Consider the following 22987-nt stretch of genomic DNA (forward strand, 5'->3'; position numbering starts at 1 on the left):
GTTCCCCCGGCGAAAGGTGTATCGCGGAATGAAGAGCACTCGGATCGTCCTGGCCTCCCGGCCCACCGGCATGCCCACCGAAGAGAACTTCCGCACCGAGACGGTGGAGTTGGATCCGCCCGGGGCGGGCGAAGCCCTGCTTCAGACGCTGTATCTCTCGCTCGACCCGTACATGCGGGGGCGCATGAGCGACGCACCCTCGTACGCGCCACCGGTGGGTATCGGCGAGACCATGGTCGGTGCGACGGTGTCGCGGGTGCTCGAATCCGCCGATCCCGCAGTGCGATCCGGTGACTACGTGCTCGGATACGGTGGCTGGCAGACGCATTCGGTGGAGCGGGTGAAGCACCTGCGCAAGCTCGACCCGGAAGCCGCACCGCTCACCACCGCGCTCGGCGTCCTGGGCATGCCCGGATTCACCGCCTATTCGGGGTTGCTCACCATCGGCCGTCCCCAACCGGGTGAGACGGTGGTGGTCGCCGCCGCCACCGGGCCGGTCGGGGCCACGGTCGGGCAGATCGCCAAGATCAAGGGGGCGCGAGCGGTCGGGATCGCGGGCGGGCCGCGGAAGGTTGCGCTTCTACGTGACCATTTCGGTTTCGACGCCGCGATCGATCATCGGGCACCCGATTTCGTGGAGCAGTTGGCCGCCGCTACCCCGGACGGTATCGACGTCTACTTCGAGAATGTCGGTGGTGCGGTATTCGATGCCGTCCTGCCGCGCCTCAACGGGTTCGCCCGAATTCCGGTGTGTGGGTTGATCGCTCAGTACAACGCGTCGTCGCTGCCGCCGGGGCCGGATCGGATGGGGCTGCTGATGTCGCTGGTGTTGCGGAAGTCGTTGACGGTGCGGGGGTTTATTCAGACGGAGTTCTCAGGGCAGTTCGGGGAGTTCTATTCCGAGGTTTCGGGGTGGGTTCGGGAGGGGCGGGTTGCCTATCTCGAGGATGTGGTCGAGGGGTTGGGGAGTGTGGTGGGGGCGTTTCAGGGGTTGCTGAGCGGGAAGAATATGGGGAAGGTTGTGGTGCGGGTTGGGGAGTGATTGTTCGGCGGTGAGTTTCGGCCTTGTCCATGTGTTGAGGTTTCGGCGGTCGTGCCGGGTTCGGGGTGTTGCTGCAGAGATGTGAAGAGATGAGTGTGGTGGCGGTGGGTGCCTTACCTGGCTTGCGCTGACGCCGGGTTGGGTGCCGCACCCTTCTACCCCAGCCGACGGACTGGCTGGGGTTGCGTTCCCGAGACGGGCCCTTGTGCAGGTGTGGCTATTGGCGTAAGTGGTCGCCTCGGGTCGGGTCCGGCCGCTGGGCGTTTTGCGGGGGCACCGTGCGGGCGTGAGGATCTGAGTGGTTGTGGTGGTCGGTGGCGTTTCGGTCGATCCGTCGCGGGGACGGGCGATCACACGCGCCTGCAGCCCGTCGACCGACTGGCGGAAGCGTCGACTGACCGGGCAGCGGCAGTGTTGGCTGACCGAGCGTCGGGGGCGTCGGCTGGACGAGGGTTGGGGATGCCGATTGGCTGAGCGTCGGCGGCGACTGCCCGCCCGGGGCATCGGTGAGCCACTGCTCGGGATGATGATGCAGATTCACCCGGGGAACCCGTGCCGGATCGATCCGCGTCGGCGGAGCCCACACGACACGACCCGGATACCGGCCACTACCGACACCACCGCCACGGTTGCCGCCGCCACCGAGGCCGCCGCCGATACCGCCACCGAGGCCGCCACCGAGGCCGCCGATGCTGCCGCCGCCGATATTGCCGCCGCGGCTGCGGCCGCTGCCGTCGCTGCCGCTGCTGTTGCCGCCGCGGTTGCCGCTGCTGCTGCCGCCGCTGCTGCTGTTGCCACCGGCGATGCCGTGGCTGTAGCCGCCGCGTCCGAGGGTGGCCCACCCCGTCGGATCCTCGACATCCTCCGGGATCTGAGCGTGGCAGCGGTCGCACACCAACGTCAGGTTCTCGATATCGGTACGACCACCCCGCAACCACGGCACCATATGATGCACCGCGCACATCGTCGCCGGAGCCTCACAGCCCGGACGCGTACAACCCCGATCAGCGGCGATACACGCCAACCGCTGCCACGGCGACGCCAACCGATACTTCCCCCGACCCAAATGCAGGGGCAAACCCTTGCCGTCGAACAACATCAACAACGGGTAGCTGCCCTCGGCCATCCGCAACGCGTCGGGGATCGACATCACCGATCCCGACGCGGTATGCGCGTACCCGGTGCCCGAGTGCAGGTCGGTCACACTCATCGTCAACACCACCGACACCGGCACACCCCGATGCGATCCCAGGCTCTCCGGACCGCCCCCGGCGGCGAGGAACGCTTTGAGCGCGTCGTGGTTACGCTGCCCGGCACTACGCCGATCCCGCCGCGCCGCCGCCTCCACCGCATCCTTGTCGACGGCTGCGGGTCCCATGCGGGGACTGTCGGGATCTTCGGGGTTGCACATGCCCGGACGCGCCCACTTGGCCAAGACGACATCCAACAGGGCACGCAGCTGCGGATCGAGCACGCCTTTGATCTCGCTCATACCGTCGACGCGTTGTTTGCCGAGCCAGAGCTCGCGGCGGCGGGCGCGGTCGTCGTCGTTGGTGAGGCCCCCGTCCGGGTCCAGACAGGTGAGCAGCACGTGCCCGACCTTGGTCACGTACTCCGGCGGCATCTGGCTCGCCGCGTGGGCGAGCTGCTGTTCGGCCTCGGCCTGCGTCTCGGCGGGCACCGCGTTGGGGATGCGGTCCATCACCCGCATGATCACCCGCGCGTGCTCCGGGGACACCACACCCTCGGCCTGCGACGCCGCCGTGGTCGGCAACAACGCCGGGGTCGGTTCCCCGCAGAACGCACGCGGCCGCAACGACGCCGACGCTCGCACCCGCGCCCCTGCCTCGGCCGCCGACAACCGCAACACATCGATCAGATAGCCGCGCATCCCCTTGGCCCCGGCACGCTCCCACAGATGCCGCGCCTCGACTTCGGCGATCATACGATGCGACAGTGCCGCCATCCGACAACGCACCGACTCCACCTCCCGCATCACGTCCACGAGAGCGGTGTCGGACAGTCCGGTGAGATCGGTCGCGAGCAGGGTGTCCATCGCCGCCGACAGACCGGCTGCGGTATCACCGCCTCGCGTTTCCCCCTCCGGAATCATGCATTTATTCTATCGCGAATCCCATTGCAGCAGAACAGCAATAGCTATGTGATATCGAAATCTTCAGATGGCAAATCACATTTTCGTCGCGGCGCCCACAAACAGCATTCCACTGAAGTGCTGTTCGATTCGACCTCTGCCGTGCAGACCATTGCGCGCGAGTTCGGCAGCGAATTCTTCTGCTTCGAAGCGGTTTTCGCGCGGATGTACGGTGAATGTCCGCATTATCCAGGTATCGAGAATATGGCGCGGCACCTCCTCGAACAGAACGGTACCGCCTGGTCGCAGCACCCGGGCGATCTCGGCGATACCCAGTTGCCATTCAGGCACGTGATGGATGATTCCGAAGTCGGCAACGATATCGAAACTCGCCGCAGGCTCCTGGATTTCACAGACATCACCCTCGGAGACGACGACGTTATCCCGCCCGGACAGCCGATCCCGAGCCAGGTCGACCATCGCGGGGTCGAAGTCGAAGGCAGTCACCCGCTCGGCCCCGAGGCGATCCTGAAGCACTTCGACACCGCGGCTGGGAGAAGCTGGGATTCGCGGCTTTCAGGCCAGGGCGAAGGTGAGCATGAGTGAGTTCTGGCCGCCCTCGCGCCACCAGGAGTAGCCGAACCATACGCCGGGGGTTACCTCGCGGATCTCGTCGTAGACCTGAGGGGTGGGCGAGGGTGCGTAGTCGAGCGCCCAGGTCGGCTGGCCGTCCAGGATGGCCGGGGCGGTGTAGACGTTGGCGGGCCAGCCTTCGATGCCCGCGCCGGTGATCCGGTTCATGAGGTAGCCGCCGTCGGGGCCGGTGTAGAAGGTCTTGCCGATCCACACGGCGGGGGTCCACCACTGCATGTCCACGGGGCGCACCACCCAGCCGTTCTTGACTCCCATGGGCACGGCGCCGCGGGGGGCGTCGCGGAAGATGGCGTCCTGCTGTTCCGGATTACAGCGGAAGCGCAGCGAATCCACGGTGGCCGCACGGTCATTGGCGAACAGTACGCAACCGCCGCCGTAGTCGGTGTCGGCGTGGGCGGCGGGTACTGCTATTGGGCTGAGCATCAGTGTGACCGTTATACCTGCGAGAACGAGAGACCTGAGCATGGCAGCCTCCAGAGGGTCAACCCCGACCCATCCGCCATGCTAGTTCGCCATTCGTTTGCCAGCAATCCCGTGGCAAGCGTCACCATGCGGGAATACTCGGCGTGGGTCTAGTGTCGTAACTGTCGTTACTGACGAAATCTGCACAGAATGTCAGATTGTGGAAAGGACGTCATGTCCAAGATTCTCTTCGTGATGACCGGGTCGGACCACTGGACGCTCGCGGATGGCAGCAAGCATCCGACGGGGTTCTGGGCCGAGGAGTTCGTGGTGCCGTTCGAGGCGCTGAAGTCCGCCGGCCACGAGATCGTGGTCGCCACGCCCGACGGTGTGGTGCCGCCGGTCGACCGGGGCAGTCTCGCACCCGACGCCAACGGTGGACAGGAGGTCGCGGAGCATCGGGCCGGGGTGATTCGGGACAGCGCCGAGTTGAACCATCCGGTCCGGCTCGCGGATGTCGAGCTGGCCGAGTTCGACGCGGTGTTCTATCCCGGTGGGCACGGGCCCATGGAGGACCTCGCGGTGAATGCCGACTCCGGTCGGCTGCTCGTCGCCGCCCTGACGTCCGGCATGCCGTTGGCCGTGGTCTGTCACGCGCCCGCCGCACTGCTGGCCGCCACCACGGCCACGGGTGCCAATGCTTTCGCGGGGTACGCCCTGACCGGGTTCACCAATGCGGAGGAGACGCAGGCCGGGTTCGCCGACCAGGCGCACTGGCTGCTGCAGGATCGGCTGATCGAGATCGGCGCGGACTTCCGCGCGGGTGACCCGTGGGCACCCAATGTGGTGGTCGATCGTAATCTGATCACCGGACAGAATCCGGCGTCGTCCGCCGGTGTCGCCGAGGAACTATCGAGGAAGTTGGTCTGAATCATGCCCACCGACCGCCTCGACGAGGTCCTCGACGCGACCTACGAGTGCCTGGGGCGCTACGGCGTCAAACGCACCACCGTCGATGACATCGCCCGCACCATGGGCGTCTCGCGGTCGGCGGTCTACCAGTACGTGCGCGGCAAGGACGATGCCGTGCGCCAGCTCGCGCGGCGGCTGCACGCGCGGGCCCTGACGCGGGCGCAGGCGGCGGCGGATTCGGATGCGCCTGCCGCACAACGCATTCGCGGGGTGCTCGCGGCCAAACTCGACCTGGTGCTGCGGTTGATCGAGGATTCACCGCACGCGACCGAGCTGATCGACGAGAAGGCGCGGCTGTTCGGCGACATCTGTGTCGACTACACCGCCGAACTGCGTGCCCTGCTGGTGCGTCTGTTCGCCGAGGCGGGGACCGCATCCTCGGTGTCGCCCGAGGCGGCCGCCGATCTGAGTATCGCGCTCGTAGTCGGACTCGAGCAGATGCCGCAGCAGGCGCGGCGACTGTTCGACACCGGTGTCACCGCACTGCTCGCCGGACTGCTCGCCACCTGAACACTCTGAACACTCTCACCCCCAACACTTTTGGAGCTTTGTCATGTCTTTTTCCAGCCGTGAATGGCATCTCGTCGCCCGTCCCGTCGGCGAGCCGGTACCCACCGACTTCTCCCTCGTCACCACCACCGTGCCCGATCCGGGCCCGGGCCAGATCGTGGTGCGCAACGACTTCGTCTCCGTGGACCCCTATATGCGTGGCCGGATGAACGAGGGCGAGTCCTACATCCCGCAGTTCGAGCTGGGTGAGGCGATGACCGGTTCGGCGGTCGGCACCGTGGTGGCCTCGAAGTCGGACGACGTCCCGGTCGGCGCGACCGTGTCGCACTTCCAGGGCTGGCGGGAGTACGCACTGCTCGACGCCGCGCAGGCGCAGGTTGTCGACGCGAATCTCGCTCCGGCACAGGCATACCTGGGGGTATTGGGTACCACCGGGCTCACCGCGTGGGGTGGGTTGAAAGAGGTCGCCCCGGTACGCGAGGGTAATGTGGTCTTCATCTCGGGTGCGGCGGGTGCGGTCGGCTCCGTCGCCGGTCAGCTGGCTCGACAGCTGGGTGCCAGCAGGGTGATCGGCTCGGCGGGCGGACCGGAGAAGGTGCGCCGTCTCACCGAGGAGTTCGGTTACGACGTCGGAATCGACTACCGCGCTGGTGATCTCGTCGAGCAGCTGCGCAAGGCCGCCCCCGACGGCATCGACGTCTACTTCGACAATGTCGGCGGCGACCATCTCGACGCCGCCCTGGTCACCATGAACCGCTACGGCCGCATCGCCCTCTGCGGCGCGATCTCGGTCTACAACGACACCGAACTGCGCCCCGGCCCCAAGCATCTCCCCCTCGCCATCGGCAAGCGGATTACCCTGCGCGGCATGAACGTCAGCGACCACCTGCACCTGGCCCCGGACTTCATCCCCCAGGCCGCCACCTGGCTCGCCGAGGGCACCCTGGCCACCGAGGAGACCGTGGTCGACGGCATCGACAACGCCGTAGACGCCTTCCTCGCCATGATGCGCGGCGCCAACACCGGCAAGATGCTGGTACGCCTGTCCTGACCCTGTCGGTTGCGCTGCCCGCCCTACACAGCCCGACCCGTGTCGGCGGTGTGCGGGGGCGGGCAGGTCCGATCGTCGCCGCCGGTGAGGTCCCAGGCCCCGCGCCGATGCCGACGGGATGACGTGCCCGCCGCCGCAATGCCCCCGAAAACACCTTTTCGGGCATACCGTGGAGTTATGCGCACTTCGGTCCACCTGCTGTTGTTCGTGGTCGCCATCGCGATGGGCGTCGGGGCGGTCGGGCCCCTCATCGGGTCGGTTCAGGCGCGTGACGTGCGATTCGAGGATCTGCGCGAGGGCTTCGCGCCGGGTGTCACGCTCGACCAGCTCGCCGAGCAGAACGCGACGCTGTGGTCCTCACTCGCCATCGTGTTGCTCGGTTCGGCCGCCGCGGTGCTGGTGGCCGCGCTGACCGGGTCGCGCGGGCTCGCCTGGCTCGGCATCCTCGCCGGGTTGGCCGGTCTCGCGACACTGACCTGGCGGTTGAACGAGCGGTTCGACGATCAATTGCGCGACAGCGCCCGCGACCTGCTCTCCGGCACCTGGGGTCTGTACCTGTTCGGCGGCGGCCTGCTCATCGCATTGTTGGCGGCCCTCGCACCCCGGGAACGCCGGCGGGCGTGACCGACGGGCACGCTAGTCGAGCCGGACCTCGACCGTCACCCGGCCGCGCTCGTCGCGGCGCGCGATGGCGTGCCCGCCGCGATCCTCCCCGGCCAGGCGCATGGTGATGGGGCCGCCCTCGCCCTGGAAGTTGCGCCACCAGGATTTCTTGTCCGGCATGGCCACGCCGATCTTCAGGACGTCACCCGAGCGCCAGTAGTTGACCGGGGTGCTGAAGGTCTTGCCCGAGCGGCGGCCCACATAGGTGATCTCGGCGAAACCCCGAGCCATGACCGACCCGATCACCGGCATGCGCAGCAGTGCGACCACCGCGCCGTTGACCCCGCCGACCATCCGTCGCGCGACTGCTTTCGGATTCATGCGCCCTCCTGATCGAGATCCGTGCCCAGCCTAGCGGGCGGCGGGGGCGGTGGCTCACCGCTCGCCCGGTGTCGCGCGGATCGGCTCGGAGCGGTACCGGCTGACCGGGCCGTCGATGCCCAGCAGCTTCCAGACGCGCGCGGCGACGGGGTTCATCAGGCCGAGTTCGGTTGCCAGCGCGCGTACGTCGACGAAATAGTCGGCGAAGACCTGCCGAGCCTCCTTCGAACCGTAGAACAGTTCCTTGCGCACGCGGTCGGGAATGCCGAATTCGGTGAAGAACGCCTTGGGCGGTGTGGCGATGGAACGGCCCAGGATGAACATCACGATCGGCATGGCAATGGACAGTGCCATGCGGCTAACCGGATTCCGCTGCGGTACATGATGTTTCAGGAACTCGTGGGCGAAGGAGATGTGCCGCGCCTCCTCGGCGATGTGGATGGCCATGACGCCGCGCATGATCGGGTGCACCTCTTCGCCCGAACGCAGCACCGCCTTCTGGATGTGGTCGATGGGCTCCTCACCGGCCAGCACCGCCATGAAGAACAGGCTCGGGAAGGCGATGGCGACCGGTACGCCCAGGTGTCGCAGCTGCCGCACCAGCGGTCCCATACCGGGCACGTCGACGCCGATGCGGTTGACCATCTCCTGGAACATCAGGGTGTGGTTGTGCTCCTCGATCATCTCGTGCGAGCAGTAGCGGAATTCCGGCGAGCCGTTGGGCAGCCCGAATACGTACTGCTGCATGCCGCTGATCAGGATGGATTCGAACTGCAACCCGACCTTGGCGATATTGGCCTGCCGGTACTTCCCGATGGCGATCTGCTCGGCCTCGGGCAGCGACCGATACCAGGGATGGCGGCCGAGCGGATCGGCCGATTCCGGCAGGATCCAGCGTCGCGGATCGGCATCGACATCGAAATCCGGGTTCTCCCAATCGATGTCGACGAACGGATCGAAGTGCTTGTGCACCGAGCCCTCGGACAGCAGTAGCAGGGCGCGCGCGTACTCCCGCGCCTCGGCGACGACGGGGTCGGCATCGGTGGTGGTGACAGGGTTCATGATCACAGCGTCCACCGGGCAGGGCATCGGAAATAGGGCCATAGGTCACTATCCGTAACCTCAGGTCACATATAACGTCCACGGGGCCATCCGGGACCGAAAGGCCCCGGCACCACCGACGAAATGGGATGTCAATGACACGGCACGTCGACGTACTGATCATCGGCGCGGGCTTGTCCGGAATCGGAGTGGCCTGCCATCTCACCCGCGAACGCACCGGGCACAGCTACCTCGTCCTGGAACGCCGCACCGCCATCGGCGGCACCTGGGATCTGTTCCGCTACCCCGGCATCCGCTCCGACTCGGACGTGTGCACCTACGGCTACGAATTCCGCCCTTGGACCGGCACGAAGGTGCTCGCCGAGGGCCCGGAGATCCGCCGCTACATCGAGGACACCGCCGTCGAGTACGGCGTCGTCCCGCACATCCGCTTCGGCCGCCGGGTGACCACCGCCGCCTGGTCCGGCACCGACCGGCGCTGGACGGTGACGGCGGTCGACGAGGCGACCGGCGCGACCGAGACCTACACCGCCGACTTCCTCGTCGGCTGCACCGGCTACTACGACTACGACCACGGATATCGGCCGGAATTCCCGGGCGAGAAGGATTTTCGAGGTCCCATCGTGCACCCCCAGCATTGGCCCGAGGACCTCGACTACCGGGACAAGCGTGTCGTGGTGATCGGCAGCGGCGCGACCGCCATCACCCTGATTCCCGCCATGGCCGCCGATACCGCGCACATCACGATGCTGCAGCGCTCCCCCACCTATATCGCGACGCTGCCCGCCGAGGATCCGGTCGCGGTAGCCCTGCGGTGGGCGAAACTCCCTGCGGCGCTTGCCTATCGGGCCGGGCGGGCGCGCAATATCCTGTTGCAGCGCGCGGTCTACCGGCTGTCACGCAACCATCCCGGTCTCGTCCGCGCCCTGCTGCTCGCCGCGGTACGGCGACAGCTCGGCCCGGACGCCGATATGCGCGATTTCACCCCCGACTATCAGCCGTGGGATCAGCGCCTGTGCGTGGTTCCGGACGGGGACCTGTTCGCGGCGCTGCGCAGCGGTCGGGCATCGGTCGTCACCGACCGCATCGACACCTTCACCGACACGGGGATCCGGCTCGCGTCCGGGCGGGAACTGCCCGCGGATATCGTCGTCAGCGCCACCGGCCTGGACATTCAGTTGTTCGGCGGCGCACAGCTCGTCGTGGACGGCCAAACCGTGCGGATGCACGACCGGCTGCTCCACAAGGGCACGATGATCGACGGCGTGCCCAATGCGATGGTGGTGCTCGGCTACACGAACGCGTCCTGGACGTTGAAGGCCGATCTCGCCGCCGAGTACCTCTGCCGCCTCCTCCGATACCTACGCGCACACGGCCACACCACGGTGGTGGCGCGGGCCGCCGAGGGTGACCGGGCCGAGACATCCGTGCTGGGCGACGTTCTCACCTCTGGCTACATCCGACGCGCTGACGCGGTGATGCCCCGGCAGGGCACCCGCGCCCCGTGGCGTGTGCTCGACGACTACTTCGCCGATCGCGCCGTACTGCGCGACGAACCGATCGACGACGGCATTCTCACCTTCGACGGGACCACGAGCGGGGTGCCACAGGAGGATTCGACGCGCCAGCCCGGCGGGCTACCCGCCCGCCGGTGACCAAAGGCCCATCGGCACGGGAGCAAGGGCTGTAGTCCCGCCGGCCGTCGACGGCGATCATCGATAGATGAGAGTCGACGCGGACGTACTCGTACCCACGGTTCCGGACCACGAGACGATCGTGGCGGCGTTGGAACTCGCGACGCGCGCACCATCGGTGCACAACACCCAGCCGTGGCTGTGGCGTTTCGACGGCGACCGGCTCGTCCTGACCGCCGACGCGGATCGGCTGCTGCCGACCACCGATCCGCTCGGCCGTCAGCTGGTCATCAGCTGCGGTGCCGCACTGGACCACGCGCGCACCGCCTTCGCCGAGTTCGGGTGGCACACCGATATCGCGCGGGTTCCGGATCCGCGACGGGCGGACCGGCTGGCGGTGCTCGAGTTCCGGCCGTGGCCCGATCCGCCGATGGCGCTGCGTCGGCGCGCACACGTGATCCCCCGGCGTCACACCGATCGGCTGCCGCTGCGCGAGCCCGAGGGCTGGGACGACGTCCTGGGCGGACTGCGGGCATTGGCCGCCGCACGGCGGGTCGGAATCGACGTCCTCGACGACTCGGTTCGGCCACGGCTCGCGGCGGCGTCGCGACGACTCGGCGAGCTGCGCCATCGAGACGTTCTCTACGAGACCGAATTGAATTGGTGGACAGGTCATTACGGCACCCGAGACGGCGTGCCGCGGGCGGCGCTGGCGTCCGAGGCGGAGTTCGCACGGGTCGGGGTGGGCAGGCAGTTCCCCGCCGCGCCGCGGTCCGCGCGCCGCACCGGGCTGGTGGACCGATCGCGGCTGCTGGTGTTGAGCACCAAGGGCACCACGGTGCGGCAGTGGATGCGGGTCGGTGAGACGCTGTCGACGATGCTGCTGCACTGCACCGCTGCCGGACTGGCGACCTGTGCGCTGACCGATGTCACCGAGTTGCCCGCGGGGCGAGAACTGTTGGCGGATCTCATCTCCCACCACGGCACACCGCAGATCGTGATCCGGGTCGGCACGGCCCCCGCGGACGCCGAGGCGATCGCGGTCACACCGCGCCGCCCGCTGTCGGAGGTCTTGACCCTGTCCTGAATTCGCGACCGGCGTCGATACGGTGTCGGCCCGGTCCCGGTGCGTAGGTCCCCGAGCCGGAGGGTCCAAGGTCATCAGTCGCCGGTCGAAGGTCACCGAACCGTGCTCGGGGGATTATCCGGGCCCGCCTCCGCTGCGTACCGTGCGCATGTTCGATCGCGTTCGCACGGAATTCCGGTGGGGAACAGGTGTCTCCACCGGTCCAGTGAGGAGAAGTTTGGTGACCGCAGTATCACCGAAATCCAGCCTACCGCTGGATGTTACGCGTCCCTACCCACCGCGCCGCGCACCGCGCGGGTCCTTCATCCACCGCATGGTCACCACCACCGACCCGAAAGTGCTCGGGCAGATGTACCTGGTGACATCGATGTCGTTCTTCCTCGTCGCGGGCCTGATGGCATTGCTCATGCGCGGCGAACTGGCCGAGCCGGGTATGCAGTTCCTGTCGCCCGAGCAGTTCAATCAGCTGTTCACCATGCACGGCACCATCATGTTGCTGTTCTACGCGACGGCGATCATCTTCGGTTTCGCGAATATCCTGCTGCCCTTGCAGATCGGCGCACCGGATGTGGCGTTTCCCCGGTTGAACGCGCTGAGCTACTGGCTGTACCTGTTCGGCGCGACCATGGCCACCGCCGGATTCGTCACCCCGGGCGGCGCGGCGGATTTCGGGTGGACGGCCTATGTGCCGCTGGCCGATATCGTGCACTCCCCCGGCGTCGGCGCGGATCTGTGGATTCTGGGTGTCGGCGTTTCGGGTCTGGGCACCATTCTGGGCGCGGTCAATATGCTCACCACGGTGGTCTGCCTGCGCTGCCCCGGTATGACCATGTTCCGGCTGCCGATCTTCACCTGGAATGTGGTGGTGGCGAGTTTCCTCATCCTGCTGGTCTTTCCGCTGCTGACCGCGGCGGCGCTGGCGCTGTACTACGACCGGCACCTGGGCGGGCACATCTACGATCCGGCCTCGGGCGGGGTGATGCTGTTCCAGCACCTGTTCTGGTTCTTCGGCCACCCCGAGGTGTATGTCATCGCGCTGCCGTTCTTCGGCATCGTCTCCGAGATCCTGCCCGTATTCAGCCGCAAGCCGCTGTTCGGCTACACCGGCATGGTGTACGCGACCCTGGCCATCGCCGCCCTCTCGATCGCGGTGTGGGCGCATCACATGTATGCCACGGGAGCCGTACTGCTGCCGTACTTCTCGTTCATGACCTTCCTCATCGCGGTGCCCACCGGCGTGAAGTTCTTCAACTGGCTAGGCACCATGTGGCGAGGGCAGCTGACCTTCGAATCACCCATGCTGTTCTCACTGGGATTCCTGGTCACCTTCCTCTTCGGTGGCCTGTCCGGCGTCATCCTGGCCAGCCCGCCCATGGACTTCCACCTGTCCGACACGTATTTCGTGGTGGCGCACTTCCACTACACCCTGTTCGGCACCGTCGTTTTCGCCACCTTCGCCGGCATCTATTTCTGGTTCCCGAAGATGACCGGCCGCATGTTGGACGAGCGCCTGGCCACCTGGCATTTCTGGACCACGTTCCTCGGCTTCCACCTGACCTTCCTGGCGCAGCACTGGCTGGGCAACGCCGGGATGCCGCGGCGCTATGCCGACTATCTGCCGGGTGACGGCTTCACCCTGCTCAATCAGATATCGACCGTCGGCGCCTTCCTGCTGGGCGCGTCGATGCTGCCGTTCCTGTGGAACGTCTTCAAGTCCTACCGCTACGGCGAGGTGGTCGCCGTCGACGATCCCTGGGGCAACGGCAATTCCCTGGAATGGGCGACCACCTGCCCGCCGCCGCGGCACAACTTCCACGAACTGCCGCGCATCCGCTCCGAGCGCCCGGCATTCGAACTGCACTACCCGCACATGGTCGACCGCATCCGCGCGGAGGCACACGTCGGTTGGGGCGCGGGGTCGCACACCGTGTCCGAACAGGAACGGGAACCAGCGAGCTGATGCGTGCGCGGGTCAGCGCGGGGAGCCGCTCACCGGCACCTCGCGCGGGCGGGCGACCGGAGGGCGCGGCGGTGACGACGATCGCTCGAGCGAGGGCGCCGGGGCCGCGTCGACCTCGACCGGGGGCCGCCGGTACACCATGCGGGTCTCGGTGACCTCCTGCCGACCGTGCGGCGCCGGCCGCCCCTCGGCGTCGAGGTTGACGAAGGTGATCCGCTCGATGGTGAGCACCGGTTGACCGGTGACCTTGTTGCGGACCTCGCAGCCCAGCGTGATCGAGGTGCGGCCGAAGTCGCGCACCACCACGCCGAGTTCGATCACGTCGCCGAGCCGCACCGGATTGATGAACTCGATCTCGGAGATGTACTTGGTCACCAATCGGGAATTGTCCAGTTGACCGGCGGCGTAGATGGCCGCTTCCTCGTCCAGCCAGGCCAGCAGGGTGCCGCCGAACAGCGAGCCGTTGGGGTTGAGGTCCTGCGGTTTGATCCAGCGACGGGTATGGAAGATCATCTCGTACCGTCCTCGTGATCCGGGAGTGGAATCGATCGGTACCGCGATCGCGAGCCTACCTCCGCCCGCCGCCACTCCGCCGGGTTTCGATCTTGAATTGTGATTCCGCCGGGCCGCGCCGCTACCGGTGATCGGCACGGGGACAAACCGGGGTCGCCGACATCACGTGCCCGACATTTCGGTGCCGAAAGTCCTCGCGGCAGGTTGCTTTCTCACCGGTTGCCGCGGGGGCGGCAGGAGGATCGTCGAGGCATGAGCACCACCTCGCACTGTGGCTCCGGCCGCTCCCGCCCCGCGTCCGCGAGACGGGTCCGCGTGCTCCTGGTCGACAAGGAGCGTGCGGTCCGACGTGCGGTTCGCGACCTGCTCGACCTCGATCCCGCGGTATCGGTGGCGGGTGAGGCCGCCACCCTGGCCAAGGGCCGGCTGCTCATCGCCGAGCTGCGACCCGATGTCGTGATCCTCGAACCGCAGCTGCCGGACGGGGACGGGCTGGAGTTGTGCCGGAGTGTCCCGGCCGACGCCGCCACCCGCTTCCTCATTCTGACCTCCGATGTCAGCGCGGGCGCCATGCTCGATGCCGTCGGTGCGGGTGCGGCCGGTTATATCGTCAAGGATCTCACCGGTCTGGCGCTCGCCGACTCGGTGAAGGCCGTGGCCGCGGGCGAGTCCTATCTGGACGGCCACGCCACCCCGGTGCTGATGCGGGAGTTCCGTCGCCGCGCGCTCGCCGAGCGTTAACGGGCGGCCCGTCGCGTCCGGTCGCGGTGCCAGCGCGCGATGGTCCGTCCGATCTCGGTCTGCGGCGGCTCGTGGTAGAGCCATTCGCGGGCGAGCCGATGCCAATTGTTGGTCGCCTCCAGGCGTCCGAGTACGGCACAGGTCCACAGATCCGTGCGGCGGGAGAACACGTGTTCGCGTGGCAGCGATTGCTGTCGCATGCCTCGGAACTCGGACATTCGGGGGTCGATGGCGCACACCACCGCACCGGTGGCGCACTCCGGGGTGATGGTGATGTCCTCGTCGAGCAGATGCCATCCGGCGGCGGCCCACACGTAGTCGAGGCATTCCCGCGCGCTGACTTCCGCATCCGGGGCGATGATGCCGCGGTCGACCCAGTGCCGGTACAGATCCTCGGCGCGCTGTTCGGCCGCGGCGCGCATTCCGGTGCGCTCGAATTCCACGTCGACCGGATTCATGTGGTTGTAGAGACCGAAGTCGACGAATCCGAGCCGACCGTCCGAATGCAGCAGGATATTGCCTGGATGCGGATCACCGCAGAACTCGTAGTCGGAGAACAGCGACGTGATGTAGAAGCGGTAGATCAGCTCCCCGATACGGTCCCGGTCGCGGGCGGGCAGGGAGCGAATGTGCTCGAAGGGCTTTCCGTCGAGGAATTCGGTGACGAGCACATTGTGGGTGCAGTATTCGGCGATGCTGTCCGGAACGGTGATGAGCGGGTGGTCGCGATATCGCGACGCGACGCGATGCTGGTTGCGCGCCTCCCGCAGATAGTCGAGTTCCCCGCCGATATTCCGGCTGATCTCGTCCAGTACCGAAGCGTCACCCGCACTGGGTAGTACGGCGTGCAGCAGCCCGCTGATCATGCCGAGATTGCGCATATCGGCGGCCACCGCCCGATCCACATCGGGATACTTCACCTTCACCGCGACCGTGCGGCCGTCACGCAGCCGCGCCCGATACACCTGGCCGATCGAGGCCGCGGCGATCGGCTCCTCGTCGAAGTCGGCGAATACCCGCGACAGCGGTCCGAGTCCGTCCTCGACGACCGCGCGCATCTGCGCGAACTCGACCACCGGCGCCCGGTCCTGGAGTTCGGCGAGTTTCTGCCGGAACAGTTCCCGATGAGATTCCGGGACGAGATCCAGATCGAGCACCGACAGCATCTGCCCCAATTTCATGGCCGCGCCCTTCATGGTGCCGAGCACGGCGACCAGTTGCTGCGCGGCCTGTAATGTGGAGCGCTCCGCGAGGATTCGTCGCGCCTCGTCGGGACGGCCGATCATGGACAGCCTGGTGCCGATGCCGCGCATCGCCTGCCCCGCGGCCAGTCGACCCAGTCGAGTTCCCCGCTCCAGCCGCCCCGAAGGCACTCGACCGGCCATTGCGCGCACCTCCCTGTGCCACGTGTGGCGCATCAACATACCGCACCGCAGTGATCTGGAACACCCTAAGATGAGCAAAGCTCGACTTTCACCGCACGACAGGAGATCGCGAGGATGACGAAAGCCGTCAGACAGCGCCGTCGTCCGACCCAGGAGCGCGCGAAGGCGACCAGGGAACACATTCTCGACACCGCCGCACGCCTGTTCGGTGAACGCGGAATCGCCGATACCTCCACGAATCGGATCGCCGCCGAGGCCGGGGTGAGCATCGGCACCCTGTACCGGTACTTCTCCGATCGCTCCGTGATCGTGGACGAGTTGCTGGGGCGGCTGTTGGAGAGCTCGGAACGTCGCTTCACCCAGTGGGTTTCCGAGATATCGCGCGAACAGGTCAACTCGACATTCGTCGATGCGCTGCCGGAATTGATCACCGAACTGCTGGAGGTGTTCACCGAGGAGCTGGTGGCCAATGCGAAACTGGTGCGCGCCCTGGTGGCCGGAGTGCAGTTCTACAGCAGCGGTCTCCCGGAATTCGAACCGCGGCTGCGCCTGCTGGTCAAGGTGCTGCTGATCCAACTGCTCGGACCGGGTGACGATCACCGGTACGACGTCATGACCTTCGTACTGATCAACACCGGGTTCGCGGGAGTACTGCGGGCCTCGGCGCTGGATGTCGACGGGGAGGCCCGCCGCGAGGCCATCGCCTCGACCGCGCGCATGATCAGCGCGTGGATGGAGTCCGAGCAGCGCGACGCTCGAACCGTCTCGGCCACAACGACTCCCGTGGTCGACGGCGTCGCTGCGGCCAACTGACGGCATCGGCGTGGGGCGTGCCCACCGGGCGGGGTCAGCTCCCGGTGGGCCTGTTCGAGCCGTCCGTCAGAGCGATCCGCCGCCGCCGACCAGCCAGGGGTTGAAGTCGCACACCAGCTCCGGGAACCGCACCGGGTCGAGCGCCCGCAGCGCGATGGACAGCGACCGCGGCGAGTACATCATGGTGAGGTGATCCGACAGGTCCTGTTCGCAGCCGTCCTGCAGCAGGATATTGTCCACCCGCGCACCGGGTCCCGGCCGCAGGAAGGTCAGATCGTACGGATTGGTGATCTCGTCGTAGCGGGTGGCCACGATGGTGTACTCGATCCCGGGAACGGTATCGCCGTCGGCGTTCAGCCGATTCACGAAATCCGAGCCGATGGTCTGCTGGATTCCGGCGTGCCCCACGAAGATCTCGACGAGGCCGAGCACATCGATCCCGAGGTTGTTGATGGCGCGACCGAGCGCGCCGATCCCGACCAGCGAGGTGCCGTGATGTGTCGCGCCGTAGGTGATCAGGTCGTGGACCTTCGCCGCGCCGCCCTCGAACTTGGTGTACCAGTTCGCCATCGAGCCGCCCTGGGAGTGCGCCACGATGTCGACCTGCTCGGCGCCGGTGGCCGCCAGCACCCGATCGACGAAGGCGGCCAACTGCTTTGCCGAGTCCTGGATGTAGCCGGTGCCCATGACGCCGGGCAGCACCGATCCGAGTCCGCCGCCCTCGACGAGGTTCGAGCGCCCGTAATTCAAGGTGAAGGTGCAGAATCCGGCGTCCTTGATGGGCTGGCCCATGTACGCGAATCCGTTGTAGGCGTTCATCCAGGTGCCGTGCACCAGCAGCACCGGCCGCGGATGCTCGGCGGTGGGCTTGCAGTTCCAGTCGTTCGCGCCCGGCGGCGCGACATCCGGATTGAGCAGGCCGTGGCCGAAGGCCGCGACCCAGGAGGTCATGGCCGGGCCGTGCCCCACGGTATCGGAGGCGTATCCGCCCGCCGAGCCGGAGCTCGATCCGGAACCGCCGTAGCAGTCGCCGGAGCCATTGCCCGACCCCGCCCCGCTGCCCGAGGTGCACGCCGACCCGGAGCCCGCACTGCCCGAGTCGACGATCGGCCGTGCCGCTGGATCTTTCAGCCCCGCACCGATGATGTCGGCCAACTGCTGTTCGGTCGGGGCGGATTCCGGTTCGGCGTGCACGGTCGGTCCTGCGAATCCGATGGCCAGTATCGAGACTCCGGTCATGACCGCCGCCATGACCGTCCTGCGGCGGGTACTTCGTCTCATTTCGCGCCTTCCTGTATCCCGCTGGTGATTCCGGTTCCGCGACCGGCGACGAAATGCCGGGCGCCGAAACCGCGTTCACGCTAGGCCGGAAAAGATTCCGTTCGACGCGACCGGAACGAACTCTGACAAACCTCACCAATCCGATTTCGGTCTCTCGGTGAGATCTCCAGGAATGGCGTCGAATTGCCCATCGCCATGACATCCGGCCGAATCATCGACAGACCGACCGTCATTCCCTACAGCCCTCGCGTGATCCTGGAGTCCACATGCGCGACTTACCCGTCGATCGATTGTTCCGGTGTTTCGGCAGCGTCGTGGCGGCGGCGGTGCTGACCGCCGCCGCGCTCACCACCGGTTCGGCCGCCCGGGCGGATAGTGCCGTCGGCACCGGCTCCGCCGCGCCGCCGCCCGCGCTGCCGTCCGCCGCCGGTCTTCCGCTGCCCACGGCGCACGGCCCCGGCACCGCGATCGTCATCCTGGGCTACGGATTGCGTGCGGACGGCACCATGCGCCCGGAGCTGATCGATCGGCTGCGCGCCGGTTATCTCGGCGCGCTCGTCTCGCCGACCGCCCCCGTCATCGTCACCGGCGGCAACCCGCGGTCGGGCGTCACCGAGGCCGAGGCCATGGCGGCCTGGCTTGTGGCCCATGGCATTCCGGCCGCGCGCATCCATGTCGAACCGGCCGCGCGATCCACCGTGGAGAACGCCGCCTACACCGCCGAGATGATGACACGGGTCGGCAGCAGTGACGCACTGCTGATCACCTCCGCCGACCATATGCCCAGGGCCACCGCGATCTTCCGGGCCGCGGGCATCGACCTGGCCGACACCTTCACCCCCGACCAGCTACCCGTCCTCCTGCACTACGGCCCGCTGCCGTAGCCGTGCCCGATTCGAAAGGGAGACACCATGTCGAACACCGTGGCCAGTGCGGCCGGACAGGCCAGGGCGCTGGTCGGGCATCACTACCGCTGCGCGGAACCGTTCCGGGTGGAGCGCACTCGGATTCGGGAGTTCGCCCGGGCCGTTCAGGCGTATCACCCGGCGCACTGGCGAGAGGCCGCGGCGGCGCGATTGGGTTTCGACGCCGTGGTGGCGCCGCCGTCCTTCGCGGCGCTGATCTGGCAGCAGGCCCGACGTGAGATCCTGCGGACGCTGATCACCGGATATCGGCTCGACCGGATCGTGCACGTGGATCAAACGCTGGAGATCGGCCGTCCCCTGCTCGCGGGTGACGTACTCACCTGCGACATCTATTTCGAGTCGTTCCGGCAGTTCCACGACTTCGACGTGATCACCATCAACGGGGTGCTCACCGACCAGCACGGAATGCCGGTTCAGACCGGATCGACCGCTCTGCTCGCCCGCACCGCGCCGCCCGAAGGTCCGCATTCGTCGATGCGTACGCGAGCCGGATTCGACCGGGAACCCGCCCTCGCCCCGGTGCGACGCCTCCGGCGACCGCGGACACGCGTCGATCTGGACCGGCTGACCGTCGACACCGATCTCCCCACCGCCGGCACCACACTGACCCGACGCGATCTGGCCACCTACGCGCGCGCCGTCGGGGATGTCGACATGCCGGAGTGCGCCGCCTCCGCCGGGCAGCCGGTGGTCGTCGCGCCCGGCATCCTCGTGCTGGCGCTCACCGCCGGGTACCTCACCTCGTGGACCGGCGACCCCGCAGCCGTGACCACCTACCGCGCCGAATTCGCCAACCAGGTCCACTATCTGGCGGTGCCGCGGGCCGATGCGGTCGATATCGAGTTCAGCGGGCGGGTCGTCGCCTGCGACCGCATCCGCCGCACCGCCACCGTCTCGCTCAATGCGATATCGCAGGGCCGCAAGCTCTTCGGCTATGCGAGTGCGGAGGTGCGCTTTCCGCCCCCTGCGGCACGTCACACGACCCTCGAATTCACTCCGTGAAAGAGCGGGCGATGATCGCCGAACGTAACTGCCACAGACCGGAAGTCACCGTCGGATCCAATCCGGTCAGCTGCCCGATGCGGCGCAGTCGATAGTCCACGGTATTTGTGTGTATGTGCAACTCGCGGGCGGTGCGCTGGCGATTGAGATTGTTGGCGATATGGCTCAGCAGGGTGTCGAGCAGTTCGGGATGCGAGTCGAGCGGATCCAGCAGTGAGCCGAGGGCCTCGCGGCCCGGCCCCGGCCGCGTCAGCTGATATTCCAGTGCCATATCGGTGAATCGGTACAGGCCCGGAACGCAATGGAGCCGCTGCACCATGTCGAGCACCTCGTGGGCGCGATCGGCCGCACCAGGCACATCGTCGACGGCGGCGGTGACCACGGCGGCGGTCACCGACACCCGCGCGGCGGCCGACAGGTGCTCGAGCAGTTCGTCGAGATGCTCGTCGCGGCGGCCCGCCGTCGGCAGCAGGATCGTGCCGCCGTCCACGCTGAGCAGCGCGAGTGCGTCCTCACCGCAGCGGGCGCCGAGTTCGGTCTGTAGCCGCCGGAGTTTGCGCCGGGCGACGACCTTGCCGTCGAGCATCGGATGTTGTTCGTCCGGATGCATCGGAATATCCAGCGCCAGTACGAAATACGCTTCCGCGATGGCGATCCCGCACTCCCGGGCCATGGTCGAGGTCGGGCAGCCCGCCAGCAGGGCCGAGGTCAGGGTGTGCACGGCGGTGTGATGTTCGCTGACGGCCGCCCGATGTTCGCTCACGTAGGCACGGGCGACCGTGGCGTTCATGGTGTCCAGCATCTCCACCACCAATTTCGCACCGCCCACGAGATTGTCGTAGTCGTTGGCCGTCGCATTCGACAGCACCAGATCCATTCCGACCTTGAATCCCTCGTGGATGGCATGCAGGATCGTGTCGATCGGCACGCCTTCGCGCGCCCAGCCCGCCGCCGCGGCGGCCAGCCGGTCGGTCTTCGCCGGAATGTCCTGCCCGTCCAGCATGCTGACCGACAGCCGTAGGCAGAACCTGGTGATCGTGGTGACATCCCCGGCGATGATGTCGCCGGGCAGGGTGCCGCAGGGGATCACGTTGTCGACGAAGTGTCCGACCAGTCGCCTCGACACGGCGCGCACGTCCTGTAGCGGGGAGGACATGGGTTTTCCCGAGAGGGTGAGTCCCGCCCGGAGTGCCTCGTTGGATGTCATCGTCGACTCCTTTCCGCCCAGGTGCTGCGGTCCTTTCGGCCGATGATCGAAGCCTAAAGTGAAGAAGCGCTCACCTTCTACTCCCCTTTCGCGCCGCGACCCCGGTATCGGCGCACCCGGCGAACGACCAGCCGCCTTGTCCACAGAATCGGACTTTCGACCAGTTCGAGACGGCGCCGCCTGTACACAAGCGCTCACTTTTCATCGCCCAGCTCCGCCCAGTCCCACAGACGACGACCGGGCAGCGGCCGCTGATCCGCGCGCACACTCCGGCCCGCGCGCACTTTCAGCCCGAATGACACTGCCGCCGAGGCGAATGCCCACGGCCTGCCACAACCGGCCGCATTCACGACACGATCGACGCGTACCGCTCGGTCAGGGCCGCGACGCGGTCGGCGGGCCAGCCGCAGCGCACCTCGCCGTGGACCGCGGCGAAGAACAGGTCGAGGTGGACGTGCCAGGCGGCGAGGAATTCGGGAGCCAGCGCGATCAGGTGGCGTGGCAGGGTCTGGCTCAGTTCGACGCGGGTGCCGAACTCCGGGTCCGTGACGACGGTCCAGCGAACCCGGCCGACCGGCACACCGTCGTGGAGCCAGCTGTACTCGAGTATTCGCGGCGGCTCGACGGCGGTGACGGTTCCGATCGGGATGTGCTCGTTGTACGCACGCACCGGCGGCTGCCCGCCGACGGCCGCGGCGGCGTCCTCGACGAGCACCGACCACACCTCGTCGGCGGGCTTCCAGACCAGATCGCGGACGAACCGGATGTCGCGGTCATCGCCCGCTTCGGCGAGAACGCCGGTGCCCAAGTCGAATGCGGCGATGTACCGCTCGACCCGGGGCAGGAATTCACCGTTCGGACTCGCCGCCACGCCGTCGAGTGCGGCAACGAGTTCGGTCAGGCAGTCTTCCCAGCCGACCGCGGAGCGGGCCGCGCCCAGGCGACCGATTCCGCCGCCACCGATGGTTTGGGTGAACACCAGCCGACACCCGGCCCCGTCGGGTATCAGTTCGAAGCGCAGCACATCGTGGCTCCAGCGGAACATGAATACCTTGGGCCGGTCGACCTCGAGGACTTCACCCGCCCAGGTGCCGTCCACCACGGCCTCGCCCGGGAAGGTGAACCGCATCGGCACACCGGGCCGCAACTCGGTGTAGTCCACCATCGCCGGGAACCAGGCGACCAGCTCCTTCGGGTCGGTGATCGCCTTCCACACCTTCTCGGGTGGGTGTGCCAGACGGCGCTCGAGCCGCAGGATCGGTTCGCCGCGAACGACATTCAGCTCAGCCCGGTCGTCCATGTCATTCCTCCTCGTCATCGGGCGCGGTGTCGTCGGGCATGGTGTCGAGATGGCGCTCCAGGGCATTCAGACTGGTCTCCCACAGCGAGCGGTAGGGGGCCAGCCACAGGTCGATCTCGGCGAGCGGCTGCGGTCGCAGCCGATACCACCGGCGCTGCGCATCCCGCCGCACCTCGACCAGCCCCGCCCGATGCAGCACCTTCAGATGTTTGGAGACCGTCGGCTGCGCCAGCCGCAACTCCGCCACCAGCTCCCCCACCAGCCGGTCGCGATCCCGCAGCAGGTCGAGTATCTCCCGACGCCGTGGCTCGGCCACCACCTCGAACGTATATGCCATACCGGCAATATAGCCGCGAGGGAATATAAAGG

The 22987-nt window shown here is 67.3% G+C and carries 23 protein-coding genes; 12 read left to right on the forward strand and 11 right to left on the reverse strand.

Annotation, left to right across the window (positions count from 1 at the left end; genetic code table 11):
* The first annotated feature begins 28 nt into the window (after positions 1-28).
* The gene (locus FOH10_RS19645) at positions 29-1042 is read left to right on the forward strand and encodes an NADP-dependent oxidoreductase (protein ID WP_143981843.1); all 1014 of its coding nucleotides are present in this window, start codon (positions 29-31) and stop codon (positions 1040-1042) included.
* Positions 1043-1259: 217 nt separating this feature from the next.
* Here the strand turns inward: FOH10_RS19645 and FOH10_RS19650 are convergent, their stop codons facing one another.
* The 3 genes from FOH10_RS19650 to FOH10_RS19660 form a co-directional block, all read right to left on the reverse strand.
* Positions 1260-3155, reverse strand: coding sequence for an HNH endonuclease signature motif containing protein (locus FOH10_RS19650; protein WP_143981844.1), 1896 nt, complete (start codon positions 3153-3155; stop codon positions 1260-1262).
* 75 nt (positions 3156-3230) lie between these two features.
* A complete protein-coding gene (locus tag FOH10_RS19655) occupies positions 3231-3671 on the reverse strand; it encodes a class I SAM-dependent methyltransferase (protein ID WP_342355899.1) in 441 nt (146 codons plus the stop codon).
* Positions 3672-3710: 39 nt separating this feature from the next.
* Positions 3711-4211 carry a hypothetical protein gene (locus FOH10_RS19660; RefSeq protein WP_228814318.1) on the reverse strand — a complete coding sequence of 167 codons (501 nt, stop codon included), beginning with the start codon at positions 4209-4211 and terminating at the stop codon, positions 3711-3713.
* Positions 4212-4424: 213 nt separating this feature from the next.
* Between FOH10_RS19660 and FOH10_RS19665 the strand changes: the two genes are divergently transcribed.
* The 4 genes from FOH10_RS19665 (at position 4425) to FOH10_RS19680 (ending at position 7347) form a co-directional block, all read left to right on the forward strand.
* Positions 4425-5120, forward strand: a complete 696-nt coding sequence (locus FOH10_RS19665; protein WP_143981846.1) for a type 1 glutamine amidotransferase domain-containing protein — start codon at positions 4425-4427, stop codon at positions 5118-5120.
* 3 nt (positions 5121-5123) lie between these two features.
* Entirely contained in the window at positions 5124-5672 is a 549-nt protein-coding gene (locus tag FOH10_RS19670) for a TetR/AcrR family transcriptional regulator (protein ID WP_143981847.1), read from the forward strand.
* Between the two features lie 43 nt (positions 5673-5715).
* On the forward strand, positions 5716-6723 hold the full coding sequence (locus tag FOH10_RS19675) for an NADP-dependent oxidoreductase (RefSeq protein ID WP_143981848.1): 1008 nt from the start codon (positions 5716-5718) through the stop codon (positions 6721-6723).
* Positions 6724-6900: 177 nt separating this feature from the next.
* Positions 6901-7347, forward strand: a complete 447-nt coding sequence (locus FOH10_RS19680) for a hypothetical protein (protein ID WP_039815689.1) — start codon at positions 6901-6903, stop codon at positions 7345-7347.
* A 12-nt stretch (positions 7348-7359) separates the two neighbouring features.
* Here the strand turns inward: FOH10_RS19680 and FOH10_RS19685 are convergent, their stop codons facing one another.
* Positions 7360-7707: a hypothetical protein gene (locus FOH10_RS19685; RefSeq protein WP_051037501.1), complete on the reverse strand. Its 348-nt coding sequence runs from the start codon at positions 7705-7707 to the stop codon at positions 7360-7362.
* 54 nt (positions 7708-7761) lie between these two features.
* Entirely contained in the window at positions 7762-8769 is a 1008-nt protein-coding gene (locus tag FOH10_RS19690) for an AurF N-oxygenase family protein (RefSeq protein WP_143981849.1), read from the reverse strand.
* Between the two features lie 134 nt (positions 8770-8903).
* On the opposite strand from FOH10_RS19690, the gene FOH10_RS19695 reads away from it, so the two are divergent.
* From FOH10_RS19695 to ctaD, 3 genes are all read left to right on the forward strand, one after another.
* Complete coding sequence (locus FOH10_RS19695) at positions 8904-10424, forward strand: flavin-containing monooxygenase (RefSeq protein WP_143981850.1); 1521 nt, start codon at positions 8904-8906, stop codon at positions 10422-10424.
* A gap of 67 nt (positions 10425-10491) precedes the next feature.
* Positions 10492-11490 carry an Acg family FMN-binding oxidoreductase gene (locus FOH10_RS19700; RefSeq protein WP_143981851.1) on the forward strand — a complete coding sequence of 333 codons (999 nt, stop codon included), beginning with the start codon at positions 10492-10494 and terminating at the stop codon, positions 11488-11490.
* 220 nt (positions 11491-11710) lie between these two features.
* The gene (ctaD, locus tag FOH10_RS19705) at positions 11711-13450 is read left to right on the forward strand and encodes an aa3-type cytochrome oxidase subunit I (RefSeq protein WP_143981852.1); all 1740 of its coding nucleotides are present in this window, start codon (positions 11711-11713) and stop codon (positions 13448-13450) included.
* 12 nt (positions 13451-13462) lie between these two features.
* On the opposite strand, the gene FOH10_RS19710 is transcribed toward ctaD, so the two are convergent.
* Positions 13463-13963, reverse strand: a complete 501-nt coding sequence (locus FOH10_RS19710) for an acyl-CoA thioesterase (RefSeq protein ID WP_143981853.1) — start codon at positions 13961-13963, stop codon at positions 13463-13465.
* A gap of 252 nt (positions 13964-14215) precedes the next feature.
* On the opposite strand from FOH10_RS19710, the gene FOH10_RS19715 reads away from it, so the two are divergent.
* Positions 14216-14704: a response regulator gene (locus FOH10_RS19715; RefSeq protein ID WP_143981854.1), complete on the forward strand. Its 489-nt coding sequence runs from the start codon at positions 14216-14218 to the stop codon at positions 14702-14704.
* Here the strand turns inward: FOH10_RS19715 and FOH10_RS19720 are convergent.
* A complete protein-coding gene (locus FOH10_RS19720; RefSeq protein WP_143981855.1) occupies positions 14701-16089 on the reverse strand; it encodes an ABC1 kinase family protein in 1389 nt (462 codons plus the stop codon). The two genes, FOH10_RS19715 and FOH10_RS19720, sit on opposite strands and share 4 nt — an antisense overlap.
* 114 nt (positions 16090-16203) lie before the next feature.
* Here FOH10_RS19720 and FOH10_RS19725 point away from each other — a divergent pair, with 114 nt between their 5' ends.
* Positions 16204-16902, forward strand: coding sequence for a TetR/AcrR family transcriptional regulator (locus tag FOH10_RS19725; RefSeq protein WP_029928362.1), 699 nt, complete (start codon positions 16204-16206; stop codon positions 16900-16902).
* A 66-nt stretch (positions 16903-16968) separates the two neighbouring features.
* Here FOH10_RS19725 and FOH10_RS19730 read toward each other — a convergent pair whose 3' ends face one another.
* Complete coding sequence (locus tag FOH10_RS19730; RefSeq protein WP_143981856.1) at positions 16969-18183, reverse strand: esterase/lipase family protein; 1215 nt, start codon at positions 18181-18183, stop codon at positions 16969-16971.
* Positions 18184-18449: 266 nt separating this feature from the next.
* Here FOH10_RS19730 and FOH10_RS35260 point away from each other — a divergent pair, with 266 nt between their 5' ends.
* A complete protein-coding gene (locus FOH10_RS35260; RefSeq protein ID WP_221937845.1) occupies positions 18450-19067 on the forward strand; it encodes a YdcF family protein in 618 nt (205 codons plus the stop codon).
* A gap of 27 nt (positions 19068-19094) precedes the next feature.
* A complete protein-coding gene (locus tag FOH10_RS19740; protein WP_143981857.1) occupies positions 19095-20111 on the forward strand; it encodes an FAS1-like dehydratase domain-containing protein in 1017 nt (338 codons plus the stop codon).
* Here FOH10_RS19740 and FOH10_RS19745 read toward each other — a convergent pair.
* The 3 genes from FOH10_RS19745 to FOH10_RS19755 all read right to left on the reverse strand — a co-directional run bounded on the left by FOH10_RS19745 (position 20101) and on the right by FOH10_RS19755 (position 22955).
* Positions 20101-21318: a PucR family transcriptional regulator gene (locus tag FOH10_RS19745; protein ID WP_143981858.1), complete on the reverse strand. Its 1218-nt coding sequence runs from the start codon at positions 21316-21318 to the stop codon at positions 20101-20103. The genes FOH10_RS19740 and FOH10_RS19745 overlap by 11 nt on opposite strands.
* Positions 21319-21664: 346 nt before the next feature.
* Complete coding sequence (locus tag FOH10_RS19750; protein WP_143981859.1) at positions 21665-22618, reverse strand: SRPBCC domain-containing protein; 954 nt, start codon at positions 22616-22618, stop codon at positions 21665-21667.
* Position 22619: 1 nt separating this feature from the next.
* Positions 22620-22955 carry an ArsR/SmtB family transcription factor gene (locus tag FOH10_RS19755; RefSeq protein WP_029928352.1) on the reverse strand — a complete coding sequence of 112 codons (336 nt, stop codon included), beginning with the start codon at positions 22953-22955 and terminating at the stop codon, positions 22620-22622.
* Positions 22956-22987 lie beyond the last annotated feature (32 nt).

It is taken from the genome of Nocardia otitidiscaviarum (genome assembly GCF_007362295.1).
Classification (GTDB): Bacteria; Actinomycetota; Actinomycetes; order Mycobacteriales; family Mycobacteriaceae; genus Nocardia; species Nocardia otitidiscaviarum.